This is a genomic window from Saccharospirillum sp., assembly GCF_040881935.1.
GTDB lineage: Bacteria > Pseudomonadota > Gammaproteobacteria > Pseudomonadales > Natronospirillaceae > Saccharospirillum.
Window position 1 is genome coordinate 32,382 of record NZ_JBBECH010000096.1, and the last position, 17,518, is coordinate 49,899.

General features: G+C 56.0%; 13 protein-coding genes. 8 read left to right on the top strand and 5 right to left on the bottom strand.

Features of this window, described 5'->3' with window-relative positions; genetic code table 11:
* Positions 1-49 precede the first annotated feature (49 nt).
* The 7 genes from rpsM (at position 50) to WEB54_RS17855 (ending at position 5,927) form a co-directional block, all read left to right on the top strand.
* Positions 50-406, top strand: coding sequence for a 30S ribosomal protein S13 (rpsM, locus tag WEB54_RS17825; RefSeq protein WP_368056542.1), 357 nt, complete (start codon positions 50-52; stop codon positions 404-406).
* 74 nt (positions 407-480) lie between these two features.
* The gene (rpsK, locus tag WEB54_RS17830; protein ID WP_028671273.1) at positions 481-873 is read left to right on the top strand and encodes a 30S ribosomal protein S11; all 393 of its coding nucleotides are present in this window, start codon (positions 481-483) and stop codon (positions 871-873) included.
* An 18-nt stretch (positions 874-891) separates the two neighbouring features.
* Positions 892-1,512 carry a 30S ribosomal protein S4 gene (gene rpsD / locus WEB54_RS17835; protein ID WP_368056539.1) on the top strand — a complete coding sequence of 207 codons (621 nt, stop codon included), beginning with the start codon at positions 892-894 and terminating at the stop codon, positions 1,510-1,512.
* A 23-nt stretch (positions 1,513-1,535) separates the two neighbouring features.
* Positions 1,536-2,537, top strand: coding sequence for a DNA-directed RNA polymerase subunit alpha (gene rpoA, locus WEB54_RS17840; RefSeq protein ID WP_368056538.1), 1,002 nt, complete (start codon positions 1,536-1,538; stop codon positions 2,535-2,537).
* 30 nt (positions 2,538-2,567) lie between these two features.
* Entirely contained in the window at positions 2,568-2,957 is a 390-nt protein-coding gene (gene rplQ, locus WEB54_RS17845) for a 50S ribosomal protein L17 (protein ID WP_368056536.1), read from the top strand.
* Between the two features lie 224 nt (positions 2,958-3,181).
* Complete coding sequence (locus WEB54_RS17850) at positions 3,182-5,116, top strand: acetoacetate--CoA ligase (protein WP_368056534.1); 1,935 nt, start codon at positions 3,182-3,184, stop codon at positions 5,114-5,116.
* 511 nt (positions 5,117-5,627) lie between these two features.
* On the top strand, positions 5,628-5,927 hold the full coding sequence (locus tag WEB54_RS17855; RefSeq protein WP_368056532.1) for a hypothetical protein: 300 nt from the start codon (positions 5,628-5,630) through the stop codon (positions 5,925-5,927).
* 181 nt (positions 5,928-6,108) lie between these two features.
* Here the strand turns inward: WEB54_RS17855 and glgX are convergent, their stop codons facing one another.
* From glgX to WEB54_RS17880, 5 genes are all read right to left on the bottom strand, one after another.
* Entirely contained in the window at positions 6,109-8,241 is a 2,133-nt protein-coding gene (glgX, locus tag WEB54_RS17860; protein ID WP_368056530.1) for a glycogen debranching protein GlgX, read from the bottom strand.
* A gap of 92 nt (positions 8,242-8,333) precedes the next feature.
* The gene (glgB, locus tag WEB54_RS17865; protein ID WP_368056528.1) at positions 8,334-10,514 is read right to left on the bottom strand and encodes a 1,4-alpha-glucan branching protein GlgB; all 2,181 of its coding nucleotides are present in this window, start codon (positions 10,512-10,514) and stop codon (positions 8,334-8,336) included.
* 179 nt (positions 10,515-10,693) lie between these two features.
* The gene (locus tag WEB54_RS17870; RefSeq protein WP_368056861.1) at positions 10,694-13,435 is read right to left on the bottom strand and encodes a TolB family protein; all 2,742 of its coding nucleotides are present in this window, start codon (positions 13,433-13,435) and stop codon (positions 10,694-10,696) included.
* Positions 13,436-13,558: 123 nt separating this feature from the next.
* Positions 13,559-14,428: a protease HtpX gene (gene htpX / locus WEB54_RS17875; RefSeq protein ID WP_368056862.1), complete on the bottom strand. Its 870-nt coding sequence runs from the start codon at positions 14,426-14,428 to the stop codon at positions 13,559-13,561.
* Positions 14,429-14,774: 346 nt separating this feature from the next.
* Positions 14,775-16,646: an SLC13 family permease gene (locus WEB54_RS17880; protein ID WP_368056863.1), complete on the bottom strand. Its 1,872-nt coding sequence runs from the start codon at positions 16,644-16,646 to the stop codon at positions 14,775-14,777.
* A gap of 289 nt (positions 16,647-16,935) precedes the next feature.
* On the opposite strand from WEB54_RS17880, the gene WEB54_RS17885 reads away from it, so the two are divergent.
* On the top strand, positions 16,936-17,511 hold the full coding sequence (locus WEB54_RS17885) for a peroxiredoxin family protein (RefSeq protein WP_368056864.1): 576 nt from the start codon (positions 16,936-16,938) through the stop codon (positions 17,509-17,511).
* Positions 17,512-17,518: the final 7 nt, after the last annotated feature.

Here is a 17,518-nt window from a genome sequence, read left to right on the forward strand (position 1 = left end):
AATAGAGCCACACCGGCTCTATTAAACGTTTGATAACGGAGTAAGTTGAATGGCCCGTATAGCAGGCGTCAATATTCCTGACAACAAGCATGCGGTGATCTCGCTGACCTATATCTATGGTATTGGTCGCACCACTGCTTATGCCATCTGTACATCGGTTGGGGTTGAACCTACGGCTAAAGTGAAGGATTTGTCTGACGAGAAGCTGGATGAGATCCGTACAGAAGTCGGCAAGTACACTGTAGAAGGTGACTTGCGTCGTGAAATTCAGATGAACATCAAGCGGTTGATGGATCTGGGTTGCTACCGTGGTATCCGCCACCGTCGTAACCTGCCTTTGCGTGGCCAGCGTACGAAGACGAACGCCCGCACTCGTAAAGGTCCGAAGAAGCCTATTAGACGCTAACATCGTTTGAAGGTCGCTTGAATCAGGTCTTTTGACCAGAGTATTGATAACAGTTTTTGCATAGGAAATCGAAGATGGCAAAGCCAGGTACGAACCGGTCGCGCAAAAAGGTGAAAAAGCAGGTCGCTGATGGCATTGCGCACATCCACGCGTCCTTTAACAACACCATTGTGACCATTACGGACCGCCAAGGAAACGCCCTGAGCTGGGCAACTTCCGGTGGCTCCGGTTTCCGTGGATCTCGTAAGAGCACTCCTTTTGCAGCCCAGGTCGCCGCTGAGCGAGCCGGTGTTGCAGCACAGGAATATGGTCTGAAGAACTTGGATGTCGAGGTGAAAGGCCCCGGTCCAGGTCGCGAATCTGCGGTACGAGCATTGAACGCGTGTGGCTATCGAATCAGCAACATTACCGATGTGACACCCATCCCTCACAACGGTTGCCGCCCGCCCAAGAAGCGCCGCGTGTAATAAAGGAGACAGAGTTTAATGGCACGTTATATTGGTCCTAAGTGTAAGCTGTCTCGTCGTGAAGGCACAGATCTGTTCCTGAAGAGCGGAGTTCGTTCACTCGACTCCAAGTGCAAAGCAGAAACAATTCCTGGTGTACACGGTGCACGTCGCGGTCGTTTGTCAGATTATGGCGTACAGCTGCGCGAGAAGCAGAAAGTCCGTCGCATGTATGGTGTTCTGGAAAAGCAGTTCCGTAACTACTACAAAGCGGCTGCCCGTCTGAAGGGTGCAACCGGTGAAAACCTGCTGCAACTTCTTGAAACCCGTCTGGATAACGTAGTGTACCGCATGGGCTTTGGCGCAACTCGCTCCGAATCCCGTCAACTGGTCGCTCACAAAGCCATTCTGGTTAACGGTGAAACCGTCAACATTGCGTCCTACCAGGTACAGCCGGGTGACGTCGTGGCGATTCGCGAAAAGAGCAAGACCCAGCTGCGCATTCAAAGCTCGCTGGATATCTCTGCTCAGCGTTCGCCCGTCTCCTGGGTTGAAGTTGATGCCAAGAAGATGGAAGGCAAGTTCGTGTCCAAACCCGAACGTGCTGACCTGAGTCAGGAAATCAACGAAAACCTGATCGTGGAATTGTACTCCAAGTAATCTCACTGCAAATAGGGGCATCTATGCAGCGTTCAGCCAACGACTTTTTGACGCCACGTCATATCGATGTGCAGGAAATCAGCGCCAATCGGGCCAAGATCACGCTCGAGCCGCTTGAGCGTGGTTTTGGTCACACTCTGGGCAACGCGCTGCGTCGTATCCTGCTGTCGTCCATGCCTGGCGCCGCAATCACCGACGTTGAAATCGACGGTGTATTGCATGAGTACAGCACCATCGAGGGCGTGCAGGAAGACGTACAGGAAATCCTGCTCAACCTGAAAGACGTCGCTGTCAAACTGTTCGACCGCGAAGAAGTGACCCTGACGCTGAAGAAGAAAGGCGCGGGTAACCTGACTGCGGGCGATATTCAGTTGGATCACGGCGTTGAAGTCGCCAATCCGGATCACATCATTGCCCATATGGGCAGCAATGCGGATGTGAGCATGACGCTGCGTGTAACCACTGGCCGTGGTTATGTCCCTGCGGAATCCCGCAGCAGTGGTGAAGACGAGAGTAAACCCATCGGTAGACTGCAGTTGGATGCTACCTACAGCCCGGTCGTTCGGGTTGCCTACAACGTCGATGCGGCGCGTGTAGAGCAGCGTACAGACCTGGATAAGCTGGTGATTGAACTGGAAACAAAAGGCACTCTGGATCCTGAAGAAGCGATCCGTCGTGCAGCCACTATTCTGCAACAGCAGGTAGCGGCCTTTGTAGACCTGGATCACCACGCTGAAAGCGAGCCGGAAAAGGAAGAAGACAAAATCGATCCTATCCTGCTGCGTCCGGTCGACGATCTGGAACTGACAGTGCGTTCGGCTAACTGTTTGAAAGCAGAGAACATTTACTACATCGGTGACCTGATCCAGCGCACTGAAGTAGAACTGCTGAAGACACCGAACCTCGGCAAGAAATCTTTGACTGAAATCAAAGACGTTCTGGCATCCAAGGGTCTTTCTCTGGGCATGGTCCTCGAGAACTGGCCACCTGCAAGTTTGAAGAATGACGATAAGGTTCTTTCGTAACCTTATGTCCGGCTGGTAAGGAATGTAACAATGCGTCATCGTAAAATTGGTCGTCACTTTAACCGTACCAGTGCTCACCGCAAGGCCATGTTCCAAAACATGTGCAATTCTTTGTTTGAGCACGAAGTGATCAAAACGACCTTGCCGAAGGCAAAAGAGCTGCGTCGTTTCGCAGAGCCCCTGATTACACTGGCCAAGGAAGACTCCGTGGCCAACCGTCGTCTGGCGTTTGATCGTACGCGCTCTCCGGTTGCTGTAGGTAAGTTATTTAATGAATTGGGTCCTCGCTATCAGGCTCGCCCGGGTGGTTACCTGCGTGTGCTGAAATGTGGCTTCCGTGCCGGTGATAACGCGCCTATGGCGATTGTTGAACTGGTAGACCGTCCAGTAGACGGCGAAGTGGTCGACGAGGCTTCCTAAGCCCCGCTGTAAACCACGGAAAAGACCCCAAAAACCGCCCTCGGGCGGTTTTTTTGTGCGTGGACGGTAGGGTCAGCATCGGTGGAGTGTCATGAGTCCGCTGTAAATCCAGGTGGAAGCCCAGCAGAACAGCACACCGATCCGGGCTGTTCTCCGTGAGCATTGCCAAAGGTAGTAAAAACGGTAGGCTCATGGCTTATTAAAACAACAGACAGAGCCAAGCTATGACTGTGCTATTTACGCCTTCGGCCAAACAAAAGTCCCAATCTCAAATGGGGGCCTTTGCCGCCCAGCTAAAACGCAAATACGCGATAGAATTCGATGACTACCAGGCGTTGCAGCAGTGGTCGGTACAGAACCTGACCACGTTCTGGCGCGAACTGTGGGATTTTACCGGTGTGCAGGGGACTCTGGGGAAGACTGTACTCGATCTGCCGAAAATGCCTGGCGCGCGCTGGTTTCCCGAGGCCCGTCTGAATTTCAGCACAAATCTGCTGCATGCCGGCCGCGATGCGGATACCGCCCTGGTCGCGGTCTCTGAATCCCGTCCAGAGCACCGTTATAGCTATGCCGAATTGCGCCAGGTTGTGACCCGTATGGCTGGTTTTCTGAAACATGAGTGCGGCGTAGAACCTGGTGACCGGGTGGCGGCTTACCTCGGTAATACCCCAGAAGCGATTATTGGGATGCTGGCTGCGAGCCGTATTGGCGCAGTCTGGACCTCGGCGTCGCCCGACTTTGGTTATGAGGGCGTACTTGACCGCTTTGGTCAGGTCGAACCCAAGGTGGTGATCGCCGGAAACGGTTATGGCTATGGCGGCAAGGCCGTTGAGCGTACGTGTGTCGTCAAAAGCCTGCAGACGGCTCTGCCAACGGTAAAACAGTGGATCCAGGTAGATACGCTGCCCAGTGCGGACATTATCGACGGCGCCTGGCAGTGGGCAGATCTGGTCAGTCGTGATTGGCCTGAGGCACCGGCGCTGGAACTGCCATTTGATCATCCCCTGTATATACTCTATTCCTCGGGGACCACCGGCAAGCCCAAGTGCATTGTACACGGGGCCGGAGGCACGCTATTGCAACATGCCAAAGAGCTGCGGCTGCATGGCGATATTTCGCAGGACTCAGTGTTTTTCTACTTCACCACTACCGGCTGGATGATGTGGAACTGGCTCGCTTCGGGTCTGTTAACCGGCGCGACTCTGGTGCTGTTCGACGGCAACCCCATGTATCCCCGGTCCGATGTACTGTGGCAGCTGGCGGATAAGTTGGGCATTACCCACTTTGGCACCAGTGCCAAGTACCTGTCTGCCTGTCGAAAACAAAGCCTGGAACCCGGCAAAACCCACAACCTGAGCCCCCTGACGACGGTCTTTTCGACCGGATCACCGCTGGCCCCGGAAGACTACGACTGGGTTTATTCAGCGTTGAAACCGGATGTGATGTTGCAGTCCATCTCAGGCGGTACCGATATCGTGTCCTGCTTCGTTGGCGGGAACCCCTGGTCGCCGGTCGTGCGCGGTAAGATCCAGGGTGCAAACCTGGGCATGGATGTACAGGCCTGGAACGAGGCGGGGGAGAGGGTCATTAATCAGCGGGGCGAGCTGGTGTGTGCTCAGCCCGCGCCGTGCATGCCCATAGGTTTTTGGAATGACCCCGACGACGCGCGATACCGCGCTGCGTACTTTGAACGCTTTGATGGTGTCTGGGCGCACGGTGATTTTATCGAATTTGACGACGCTGACCAGGCGGTGATTCACGGGCGCAGCGACACCACTCTGAACCCCGGTGGGGTACGTATTGGCACGGCAGAAATCTATCGTCAGGTTGAGACACTGACGGAAATAGCAGACTCTCTGGTGGTCGGGCAGGCCGTCGACGGTGACGTCAAGGTCATTCTGTTCGTGCAATTGCCTGAAGGTCAGCAACTGGACAAGGCACTGACCGGCCGCATTCGCCAGCGCATTCGCGAGAACACCACCCCGCGTCACGTTCCTGCCGACATCGTCCAGGTGCCAGCCATCCCCTACACCCGTTCCGGCAAAAAAGTCGAACTCGCCGTCACCCAGATACTGCGCGGCGAAGAGCCCGCCAATCTGACCGCTCTGGCAAATCCGGAATCCCTGGAGGCTTATCGGGATTATCAGGCCAGAGGGTAGTTCTGGGAGGTTTAATAGCCTGCCAGTGGACTGTGGTTGCTCTGAGTTGGGTGCTTGTCGTTCGTGCTGCCCGGCAGCCACCACTCAGCATGTAGCCTGTGCCCAATTCTTTAAGTGTAAGCTCCCTGATGGGTCAATTGAACATTGTGTGACGCTCAAAGGGGTTTGACTTAAGTTTGGCGGCGTAAGTGTAGGCTGCCGGGTGAGTCTATCCGGGGAAGTCCACAGCATGGATGCTGTGGTCTAGGCCCCATGGACGGGTCTACGCCGACCCCGGATAGACTCACCCGGTGGCCGAAACGGACTCTTGGCTCATAATCGAAAGAAACCACAGGCCATCCTTGCCCCAATAGTCGCGCTATATGACACCGAGGGTAGCGCGGATGGCTACTTTGAAGGTTGTGCTTTTCCTCCCGGTTTATCGGCTTATAGTGGCTCCCGTCAGCCGACATACGGCTGTTAGCCAAGAAGTAAAACAACAGCAAAAGGTTAGAGCAGGGAGGGATTCACTGTGACGCATTCTGCCATTTCTACCGTCTTTGAATACATTAATACGCACCCTGGGTATCGAGCGAACATGGGTGTTATTGTTTCGCAACAGGCTCAGCAAACGGTTCTGTGCTGGGGCGCAGTGAGTGATGAGGATGCCAGCTATGTGCCCGATCTGTCGTATTACCGGATTCGCTGGCCCGATGCCGAGTGGATGCCCTTGTCTGAACAGCAAGCGCAATGGTTTGACCAGGCTTACGATCGACGTGATCACGATGCCTCGTCCCGGCCGAAATCCGGAACGTCTCGCTCCCTGATGTAATAACCCGCCTGAGGCATTTCTCCCAGTCCTCTCGCCGGTGGAGGTCATCACCGGTAAGGCATCCGACTGTTCGATGGATTGGGTGACGGAGAACCCGTCTGGTTCTCTGAGTACTCCTCGACATTTGGCCCTCTAAGGGGCCCTTTTTTTGTCTGGTTCACGGGTTGCCCGCGCTGGTCTGTTAAGTGTATGGATCGCAGCGGCTGAGCAGCACCAGCGAGTGGGGTTTCAGCTCATAGTCGCGTTTGATGCGTTCAGTTTGTTCCGGTCTTAAGCCGTCGTTTTGCGCGGTATCGAACTCTACCTTCCAGCCCGAGTGCGGGTTGGCCGGTAGCGTAAAGGTGCAGGCGTGGCCACCGCTGTTCAGCATCACCAGATAGTATTCTTCACACTGATGCAGGTTGATTGCCGGATTGCGTATGTCGGTCGACAACAGGATGCCCAGGCAACGGGTGTGGGGGTTCTGCCAGTCGCGAATTTCCATGGCGTAGCCATCGTTGCGGTACCAGTGGACGGCGTCGGTGGTAACGGGAGCATCGGAATGCGCTGGCGCATCAAACACCAGGTTGCGAAACAGAGTGCTCGACCGTCGAATGTCGATGCACTGGGCAATAAAGCGCTGAAAAGGTCCGTCTTTTTGATCCCAGTGAACCCAGCTGATGTCGTTGTCCTGGCAGTAGGCGTTATTGTTTCCCTGCTGGGTGCGGTTCAGTTCGTCACCGCCGAGCAGATGCACAGCGCCCTGTGATAACAGCAGTGTCGCCAGCATATTGCGCTTGATCTGTTGGCGATGACGGGCAATGTTGTCGTCTCCGGTTTCGCCTTCTTTGCCCCAGTTAAAGCTCAGGTTGTTACCATGACCGTCGAGGTTGCGTTCCTGGTTGGCTGCGTTGTGTCGATCGTTGTAGGACACCAGGTCGTGCAGGGTGAAACCATCGTGGTAGGTCACATAGTTCAAACTGGTCGAGCTTGAGTGAGTGCTTTTGTTGAGCACGTCACGCGAACCCATCAGAACATTGGCCAGTTCCGGCATAACACCCATGTCCGCACGCCAGAAGCGTCTCAGGGTGTCGCGAAAGCGATCGTTGCATTCGTACCAGTTGTTAGGGAACTGGCCTAATTGATAACCCCCCCGGCCGATGTCCCAGGGTTCGGCAATCAGTTTCGAATGGCGAATTACCGGGTCCTGATTGCAGGCCATAAAAAACGCCGCCCGGCTGGAGAAATCCCATTCCTCACGGCCGAGCGCCGCCGCCAGATCAAAGCGGAAGCCGTCAACCCGGTAGGTTTGCAACCAGTGGCGCAGACTGTCCATCACCAGTTGCAGGGTGATTTCTTCGTGCAGATTGACGCTGTTGCCGCAGCCGGTGTTGTCGATGAAATGACTGAAATCTTCGTGTTTATGCCGGTAAAACCAGGGGCCGTGGAGTCCTTTTTGGCTAAGACAGGGGCCAAGCAAATCGGACTCGGCAGTGTGGTTGTACACCACATCCATAATTACTTCGATACCAGCCTGGTGCAGCGCACGCACCAGCGTTTTGAATTCGATGACGGCATCGTCGATGGCGTAGCGCGGGTCGGGTGCGAAAAAAGACACCGGGTTGTAGCCCCAATAATTGGTCAGCCCCAGGTTGGGTAGGCGTGGCTCGCTCATAAAGGCGAAACAGGGCATCAGTTGCACCGCAGTTACGCCCAGCGATTGCAGGTGTGCCACGCTTGCTTCGTGGGCGAAGCCGAGGTAGGTGCCGCGCAAATTCTCGGGCACATCCGGATTTAACTGGCTGAAGCCTTTGACATGGGCTTCATAGATGACGGTATCTGGCCAGGGCGTTTGCGGTGCCCGGCTGTCTTGCCAGTCGAAGTCATCTGGTATCGGTGTCAGGCCTTTGGGTACGTGCGCGGCGCTGTCCAAAGGGCAGGGCTTCAGGCAGGTTAGATCGCTGGCATCGTGGGCATAGAGGCTGCGGTGGGGTTCAAACGGACTCGACAGAGCCACGGCGTAAGGGTCTAGCAATAGTTTATTTGGGTTGAACAGGGCGCCCCGGCTGGGTTTGAAATCGCCATCGGCACGAAAGCCGTAGCGTGTTCGTGGTGGCAGAGCGGGGAGATAGCCGTGCCATACATCACCCGTGCGATGCAACAGTAACTCCTCTCCCATCGGCTGATCCCGGTCGTCAAAGAGGCACAGCTGCAGTCGGTTTGCCTGGGGGCTGAAGACCGCAAAATTACAGCCGCTGTCTCGTAAATGGGCACCCAGTGGATGGGGATGCCCGGGTTCAAGCCGCAAGTCTGTTGCGGGTTCTGAGCTCGGCATGAAAGACCTCGTGGAGAATGGGCGACTAGAGTATGCGCCAATGGGCCGCAGACTGAAATCACTCGCTCAGAGTCTCTGTTTGTGGCTCAGTGTCACTCAGACTTCAGTTTCAAAAACATCGCACCCAGGGGTGGCACGGTCAGCCGCAGGTGCTGCGCCTGGCCATCGGCCTGGCCGGGTTCGGTAGACAGCCGGGTGGCGGTCGGGAAGTTGCTGCCGCCGTAGTATTCGGAATCGCTGTTCAGCACTACTTCGTACGTGCCGGGTATTGGCGCACCTAGTACATAGTCTTCGCGGGGCATGGGGGTGAAGTTGACCACCATCAGCATCAGGCCTTCACCATCCAGTGAACTGCGGAACAGACTGAGGACGCTGGCTTCGGCATCGCCGGAGTTGATCCAGCCGAAGCCTTCGGCTTCACAGTCGCTTTCATACAAGGCTGGCTCAGTGCGGTAGAGCTTGTTCAGATCCCGGAACAGCGCCTGGATGCCACGGTGACGTGGGTATTGCAGCAGACCCCAGTCGAGCTGGGCGCGGTAGTTCCACTCCAGAGTCTGGCCAAATTCGTTGCCCATAAAATTCAGCTTTTTGCCGGGGTGGGCAAACATGTAGCTGTAATAGGCGCGCAGATTGGCGGCTTGTTGCCATTCGTCACCCGGCATCCGGGTCATCACTGTGCCTTTGCCGTGCACCACTTCATCGTGCGACAGCGGCAGTACAAAGTTTTCGTTGAAGGCGTAGACACCGGAGAACGTTAGGGTGTCGTGGTGGTATTTGCGATACACCGGGTCCTGTTTCATGTAGCTCAGCGTGTCGTGCATCCAGCCCATGTTCCATTTGAACCCAAAGCCCAGACCGCCAGCAAACACCGGTCGGGAGACACCATCGAAGGCGGTGGATTCCTCGGCGATGGTGTAGCAGTTCGGGAAGCGGCCATAGACGGTTTCGTTAAACCGACGCACGAAGGCGATGGCTTCGTAGTTGTGGTTGCCGCCATCGACGTTAGGGGTCCATTCGCCTTCTTCGCGTGAATAGTCGAGGTACAGCATCGAGGCGACCGCATCGACCCGCAGGCCGTCGACGTGAAACTCTTCCAGCCAGATCAGAGCGGACGACACCAGAAAATCACAGACGGTGTAACGGCCAAAATCGTAAATGTAGGAATCCCAGTCCGGATGCCAGCCGCGCTGGGGGTCGGCATACTCATAGAGCGGCGTGCCGTCAAAGCGGGCCAGACCATGTTCGTCGGCCGGAAAGTGGGCTGGTACCCAGTCGACGATGACGGCAATGCCGTTTTGGTGGCACTGGTCGATCAGATATTTGAATTCATCCGGGGTGCCGAAGCGGCTGGTCGGTGCAAACAGCCCGATTGGCTGGTAGCCCCAGCTGCCATCGTAGGGGTATTCGGAGACCGGCATCAGTTCAAGATGAGTGAATTCCATGTCGAGCAGGTAGGGAATCAGCTCGTCGGCCAGATCGTGGTAGTTAAGCGGCTGGCCATCCCGGGTTTTCCAGGAACCGGCGTGCAGTTCATAAATGCTCATTGGCTCATGCCGCGGGTCGCTGGCCGGTCGTTTCTGCCAGGCCTGATCCTGCCATTGGTAGGCGCGATGATCGATGACGATGGAGTTAAAATCCGGATATTGGGTAATGCCAAAGGCATAAGGGTCGCATTTGTGCGGAAGCAGGTGTTCGCGCGCGTCTTTTAATTCGAATTTGTAGGCATCGCCAGCCTGAATGTGCGGTACAAATAACCGCCAGATGCCATCGTGATGGCTGGTCATCGGGTGGCGTCGGCCATCCCAGTTGTTGAAACCCCCAATCACACTGACGCTACGCGCATTGGGGGCATAAACGGCAAAGCGAACGCCGGAAACCTCGGTGCCGTTCAGTTTGGTCGAACACAACTGGGCGCCCATGGTCTTATAAAGGGTCGCTGAATCGCAGGGCATGTCTTCAAAGGTGCGTTCAACACACTGGTAAGCGTCGATAGCGTCCCATTCATGGCCGCCTTTACCCTGAATATGTAACTGATAGGTGGGTCGTTTTTTTTGCGTAAGGGTCAGTTCAAAGACATCACTGTCGGGCCAGCGACTGAAACGACCGAGGGACTTACCCGTTGCCAAATCACGGGCTTCCAGTTGCTCGGCATCGGGTTGATATACCCGGATGAGCCAGCCAGCGTCGGTTTCCAATACGCCCAAATGATCGAAGGGTCGGGCTTCCAGTGCTTGCTGTAAACGGTCGACGAGTTCCCGGTCGGGTTGAATCATAGTAATTACACTGCCTTGTCGTCTGGTCGAGTGGCCTGTCAGGTCGGCCTGTTCTGGCTGGAACAGACGACCTCTGTTTTTATTTGGTCAGTTCTTGGTCGGACTTGATTACCAGTGTAGTCCGAAGCGATCTGCTTTGCAGCGCTGCTGCGTTGGGGTATTACGGCTGATTCGTGACACTACCCGCCCAGCGTCAGACTTATGGTTGGTACCCAGTCGGCTTGTTCCGGTTGGTAGTACACTGATGCGGTTGGCACCAGTCGCAACCTGCTATTGCGCAGAACATTGGAAGGTGCACTCAGTTGAACACCGTAGGCGCTTCGCTGTTCTTCGTCACGGTATTGTACCTGGGCGTCGAACGCCAGTGTGAGGCTGCGCAGGTAGAGTAATCGGCCGAGGGCTGCATCCACAGGCCCGAGACTAAACTGGTAGTTGGCGCGGCTGGTGGCCATGTCACGCGTTACCGGGGCTGGGTCAAAAACAATGGAGGCTGGTATGCGGCTGCTGCCGGTAAAGTCTGCGTCGCGCCGTTGCCACTGGCCCGAGATGCTGAAGTGATGATTGTCGGCAAGGCCAGGGATTTGCACAGAGTTGCTCAGAGCGAGCTGGTGGCCACCGGTGTCCAGTTGGGTGTCGAGCAGAGCGGCCGGTGCCATGGCAATGGGAGCCTGCAGATCACGTGGTGCCGCCTGGTGAGTCCAGTAGCCTGAGAGCCCGGCTTCAATGAAGCTGGCCTCGGCTGAGGCATTCGAATTGTGCGTGATGCCCAGGCTTGGTTCCAGGCCCACCCGGGCAACGCCCCGGGTTTGCTGTAACGGTATGGAAAGCGCCAGCCGGGTTTCGGTATCGATCCGGGTCAGGTCGCTGTCGGGTTGCTGGTTTACTGAAAAAGAAACGACCGGCCAATAGCGACGCCAGTCGAGGGCCAGAGAACCGGTGGGGGTGTCTGCCTCCCGGTTATAGCCCAGGCGGATGGTAGTGCTCAGGGTATTCATCAGGTTGGTGTTGTACAGGTTAAGGGAGATGGCCTGGTTATCGGCGCTTAGCAGCCAGCTGTTAGGCAGCCAGTCGCCGGGTGCTTGGCGAAACCGTTTGGCTGGGCCTGCGTCAACTTGAAGGGATTCTACCGGCTGCGCCAGTGGGGCGATGTCAGGTTCCTGTGGTGCGACGTCAGCTTCGGCAACCCAGTGCGCTTGCGGTGGTGAATCGCCACTCCAGGGGTGCTCAATTAGCGCGTGGCCATTGGCCTGGTAATCGGTGCTGAGCAAGCGCTGCTGGCCTTCATCCCATACGATAAAGTAGTTTCCGAAAGGTCGCCGGCTGATGCGATAGCGCGCGCCGCTGTTCGGATCCAGGGCCCAGAGGCTGTCGATGCCGCCGCGATCGCTGGTGTACAGTACCCAGTCGTTGGCCTGCACAGGGGAGCGCCAGGTTTCACCCTGAACCGGCTCGGTCAGGGCGCGTAACTGACCCGTCTGACTGGACCACTGCATCAGTTGGGTGCCAGCCTCAGTCAGCAGTGCAAACACCCAGTCACCCTCGTCGTTGGCCGACATATCAAACGCCAGGCTGCGTTTTGGCAGGGTGATTTGGCGCAGGCTCTGGCCATCCGGGCTCAGCCAGTCCAGCTGACTGCTGCGGTCCATACTAAAACGGTGCGCGAGCAGGTGGCCGGTTTTAGCCTGGCCAGCCGAGGTGATATCGCCCAGGTCGGTTAACGGGTACCGCTTCTGCTGCTCAATGTCGTAACAAAACAGGTCACGTGTTACCTCGCGATTAAAGCGCGGATGCTCCCGACCCTCTGCCCAGCAAAAACGTTGATTGGCATAGCTGACGGTTTTTTGTTTGGCAGTTCCGGTGTAGCCCGCTGCGACGGCTGCGGGCAGCGTAGCCACACGGTATTTTTTACCCTGCGACAGAACCATCAGGTGGCTACCCGTTTTCACATCCATCTCCACCGCCAGTACCGAGTCTTCGTCGATGGCGACCGGATACAGGCTTTGCCAGTGATCTGCCTCTGGTTCCCACAGCGGCGTAACCGGAGTGATGTCGAGCGCATCGACGGTGCTTTGCCAGCGCTGGTGCAGTTCATCCCAGACGGTGTGATAGGTCTGGCTCAGATTTTTCCCGGTCAGGGCGTGAATGCGACCATCGAAGGTGAAGCCTGCACCGGGCTCGGCTACTCCGCCGAGTGCCTGGTCCAGAATCAGCGAGCCGTGTTCGCGACGCAGATAACTGGTCATCAGATAGCCGAAATCGTAGGGGCTGACCCGGGGGTATTGTTCAAAGCCGGTGCCGAGCATCGCCCGGTCGTAGGAATAACGTTGCCCGGTCAGTTCGTGGGTGCGCAGCCATAAATCGAACGCGGCGACGCGGCCCCGGCCACCCTGGGTGAGCCGGGTTTCCTCGGCGACGGCATCACCCTCGAGCAACCAGTTCGGGTAGAACAGCAGCACGATGGCCATGGGGCCGTTCTCACCCGCCAGTATCTGGGCGACCCGTCCGGTGGTGGTATCCAGCGGTTGGGCATACTGCACCAGATGGCGCCCCTCATGCACCGTCAGCATATCAAGCCATTCCAGACCGCCCAGTGGTGCTGGTTGATTGTAAAAAACCGATTGAATGGGGTCACTGCGCACATAACCGTTGGCGGTTAGCGTTGCAGCGGAGAGCACAATAGGAATACGGCGGGGCGGCCGGTGCATGGGCATCGATTCAGCAAGTGCCGGCCAGTAAGTGGCTAGCCGGTCGGCCACATAACGCGCTTCGGTTTCAAGGCCATCCGGATAGACGATGTCGAACCCGGTGATTGATAGCTGCTGCCAGTCCCGGCCGGGCCGGTCCTGATCATTGGCGTGAACCGGCGAAGTAATACTTCCGGTAATAGCTACGATAAACACTGCAATAACGCGAAAAGACACAGCCGATCCCTTTCATTATTCCCGGATTTGGGCAGAAAGGGGCAGTGTAAAAGATTATCCGGAAGGATGCCCGGCTCCGTTACCGCCACCCGCCGCTAGTTCTCCCAGGCGAACTCCGAACTATCAGGCAGCCTGGCGCAGGGCCGCGATGCGGTCATCCAGGCTGGGGTGTGAGGCAAACAGCTCTTTGCGCTTGCCTTTGATGCCGAAAGCTATCAATTGGCCGTCCAATTGGGAATCCTGGCCGGTTTTCAACCGCTCCAACGCCGCAATCATCTTCGGCGCACCAACCAGAGAGGCTGAACCGGCGTCGGCCCGGTATTCCCTCTGACGCGAGAACCACATAGCGATAATGCTGGCAAGCACGCCAAAGACCATTTCCATCACCATCACCACGGCAAAGTAGCTGAAGAACCCCAAGCCCTGGCCATTGTCGTTGCCCCGGGCGATAGCGTTGTTGATGATTTGCGCCACGATGCGCGCAAAGAAAATCACAAAGGTGTTCAGCACGCCCTGAACCAGCGCCATGGTCACCATATCGCCGTTGGCGATGTGCGAAATCTCGTGCGCCAGCACGGCTTCGGCTTCATCCCGGTTCATGGTGCGCATTAACCCGACCGATACAGCCACCAGCGAGTTGTTCTTACTGGCACCGGTGGCAAAGGCATTGGCTTCAGGCGCCGGGAACACAGCCACCTCGGGCATGCCGATGTTGGCTTGCTTGGCCAGACGCGCCACGGTCTCCATCAGCCATTGTTCTTCGGCATTGCGCGGTTTTTCAATCACCTGGGCGCCGGTAGCACGCTTGGCCATCCACTTTGAAAGCATCAGCGAGATAAAGCTGCCACCCATACCAAAGGCAAAGGCGAGTACCAGATAGAAGCCTGTATTGCCGAGCTGAACCCCAAAAGCGGGCAGAATAACGTTTATAAAGACGCCCAGTACCACGATGATGGCCAGGTTCGTCCCGAGGAAAAGCATAATGCGCTGCATAACAACACCTCTGAAAAAGTTAACGCTATTATGGGGCCAGCGGCGGCGCTGGCAAGTACCAGCGCGTTCAAAAGAGGTGTGGCAGAGGGTGTGCCAGATTTTAATATTAATATAAAGCAGGGAGTTACAGAATTTTTGCGCGAACTCATTCCTGATCAACACCGTTATGGGTGTCTCCAATTGCAGACAAGTTTGAGGGGGTATTATAAAATATCAGTCAGTTAAAGTGTCTTCGAACGGAGACGGACATCCAGAGCCTTAAGCACACCGCTAAACAGCGACGAGGTGATTTTCCAGCCAGTGTGATAATGCGGGCTCGGGTTGCCAGCAGCGTGCTGAATCCGGTCTAGAATGGCCACACCAGCAGAATTACCGGAATCGAAATAGCGACTACCAGCACCGACATGGGTAGCCCCAGCCGCCAGTAATCCCCAAACTTGTAACCGCCCGGTGCCATCACCAGCATGTTGGATTGATGACCAATGGGTGTTAGAAAGGCGCAGGAAGCCGCAATTGCGACAGCCATCAGCATCGGATCGGGTGACACGTTCATGCCTGCGGCGAGCTTGATGGCGACTGGAGCAGCAAGCACGGCCGCGGCGGCGTTGTTGATAATGTTTGATAACAGCATGACCGCCAGCATCAATACCAGTAGAGTGGCGGCCGCTGGCATGGACTGACCCACTACCAGCAACCCATCGGCGATCAGCTGTGAGCCACCGGTGGTATCCAGCGCTTCCCCAATCGGGATCATCGCGGCCAGTAATATAATAATGGGCAGATCAATGCTGTCGTAAATTTCCCCCGGAGGCACCAGCCGAGTCAGTACCATGGCCAGCGCAGCCGTCACCAAGGCGACGGCTGCAGGTAGCAGTTCAAAGGCAATGCACCCCAATGCGATGGCAAACAGGCCACTGGCCATTAATACCTTGTTGGGTTTAGCCAGACGCAAACCGCGAGAGGCGAGAGGCAGGCACCCTAGCTCATTCAAGGCACCCTGAATGACCTTTTCATGAGCCTGAACCAGTAAAATATCCCCAGCCGCGAACCGGATCTCACCCAAACGCTGGCGCAAGCGCTGGCCCTGACGTGCCACCGCTAGAATATTCACACTGTGGCGTTCACGCAGCCCCAACGCCGACGCTGATTTGCCGTTCAGCGGTGAGCCCGATGTGACAATCGCTTCGCTGAGCGTTAGCTCGCCGTGCTTGTTTGGCTTTTTGATGGTTGAGCTGTTGTTATCCTCCTCTGATGTTGACAGGGCGGGTGCCGTTTTTTGGGCCGCTTGCGGCTCGGCTTCATCGGAGGAGTTGTCTTCAGAGGGTGTTTCGCTAACCAGAGCTAGCCCGGTGCTGTCGATCAGTGTTTTTAGGCTGTCGGAGTCAGCCTCGATCAGTAAGATGTCGTCGGCGTTCAATACCTTATAGATGGAGGGCATTTCCGTCTGTTGCTCATCGCGAACGAGACCGACCACCAGCACATCGGCTTCGTCCCGGACGGTTTCGATTAAATCGTGCAACGACCGGCCTACAAAATCGTTCTTCTCTGGCACGGTTAATTCAGTCAGGTAGGCGCTGACTTCAAACAATTCGTCACTGGTCGACTCTTCACGTTTGGGCGTCAGCCGCCAGCCAATCAAGGCGATAAACAGCACCCCAACGACCGTGACCGCGAGCCCAACCGGCAGAAAATCGAACATGCCAAAGGCGCTACCGTCGATCTCTCTGCGATAGGTGGCGATGATAATATTCGGCGGCGTACCGATCATCGTCAGGGTGCCGCCAAGCAGCGAACCGAATGCCAGCGGCATTAATAGGTACGAAGGTGACCGTCCATTCTGGCGAGCCATCCAGATGGCCACCGGCATAAACAGCGCCAGTGCACCCACGTTATTCATGAACCCCGAACACAGAGCAACGATTCCGGTCAGCGTTGCCACCTGCACCCAGGGTTTGTCACCAACCTGAGTCAACTTGCGAGCAATGGCATCTACCACACCGGCATTGAGCAACCCCCGGCTGATCACCAGCACGGCTGCCACGGTAACCACAGCCGGGTGACCCAGGCCGGAAAAAGCGGTTTCTGGCGGAATCAATCCGGCAATCGTCACCGTCAACAAAGCCGCCAGCGCCACTAAATCATAGCGCCACCGATTCCAGATAAAGAGCCCAAGTGTGGCGAGCAGAACGGCGAAGACGATGCCCTGATCCAGTGACATGAGGAGTCCTTGAGGAAATGCCAGTGATCAGACTACTGAATCGGTTTGGGAATAACCAGACTATTATGGCGGTGAGTATTGGGCGATAGTAAAGAGCCTTCCCTGGCCGAAACAGCCCGGATGTACAAGAGCCGAACATTCGCTTGCAATTGGGTGATCCGGCCATTTGGCAAGTCTGGTCAATGGTTCAATATAGTTTTTTTCATTTGATATGGCCGTTTGTGAATCCATATCCCGGGAAGTGGAGTATACGTAGAGCGTCTGTGCAGATATTTCACGAGGACCCCCCATGAGAATTCAGGCACCCAGAGCCATTATCGACTTCCACAAGAACGACATTTACGGTAATCCCATCCAACTGAGCCAGCTCAAGGGCAAAAAAGTGATCTTGTGTTTCTTTCGGGATGCAGCCTGTCCATTCTGTAACTTTCGGGTGTATGAGCTGACCCATCGGTACAAAGCCTGGCAGAAGCAGAATGTGGAAGTCATTGCGGTGTTCAGTTCTACGGACGAGGAGGTCCGTCATTTTGTGGGCCGTCACTCGCGACCGTTCAGGATGGTGGCCGATCCGGATCTTGAGATTTACAACAGTTACGGCGTTGAGCATTCGAGCTTCGCGCTGGTTAAGGCACTGTTGTTCAAGTTACCCCGCATTTTCATGGGCATTAAAACCGGTGGATACCCGTCCAAAAATCCGAACGTGAAACTGGTACCCGCTGACTTTCTGATTAACGAAAAAGGCCACATTGCTGACTGTTGGTATGGCCGGGATACCAGCGATCACATTCCGCTGAAGCGTTTGCAGGCATTTATCGATTCCCCGCCCAAAACCGGTTTGGATGCTATTGGAGCCAATGCGGCTTAACCCATAA

Coding starts and splice junctions, on each gene's coding strand:
- WEB54_RS17880 (WP_368056863.1), bottom strand. CDS start 16,646: ATGTCACTGGATCAGGGCATCGTCTTCGCCGTTCTGCTCGCCACACTT.
- glgX (WP_368056530.1), bottom strand. CDS start 8,241: ATGCCGAGCTCAGAACCCGCAACAGACTTGCGGCTTGAACCCGGGCAT.
- rpsK (WP_028671273.1), top strand. CDS start 481: ATGGCAAAGCCAGGTACGAACCGGTCGCGCAAAAAGGTGAAAAAGCAG.
- rpsM (WP_368056542.1), top strand. CDS start 50: ATGGCCCGTATAGCAGGCGTCAATATTCCTGACAACAAGCATGCGGTG.
- rpoA (WP_368056538.1), top strand. CDS start 1,536: ATGCAGCGTTCAGCCAACGACTTTTTGACGCCACGTCATATCGATGTG.
- WEB54_RS17850 (WP_368056534.1), top strand. CDS start 3,182: ATGACTGTGCTATTTACGCCTTCGGCCAAACAAAAGTCCCAATCTCAA.
- rpsD (WP_368056539.1), top strand. CDS start 892: ATGGCACGTTATATTGGTCCTAAGTGTAAGCTGTCTCGTCGTGAAGGC.
- rplQ (WP_368056536.1), top strand. CDS start 2,568: ATGCGTCATCGTAAAATTGGTCGTCACTTTAACCGTACCAGTGCTCAC.
- WEB54_RS17885 (WP_368056864.1), top strand. CDS start 16,936: ATGAGAATTCAGGCACCCAGAGCCATTATCGACTTCCACAAGAACGAC.
- glgB (WP_368056528.1), bottom strand. CDS start 10,514: ATGATTCAACCCGACCGGGAACTCGTCGACCGTTTACAGCAAGCACTG.
- htpX (WP_368056862.1), bottom strand. CDS start 14,428: ATGCAGCGCATTATGCTTTTCCTCGGGACGAACCTGGCCATCATCGTG.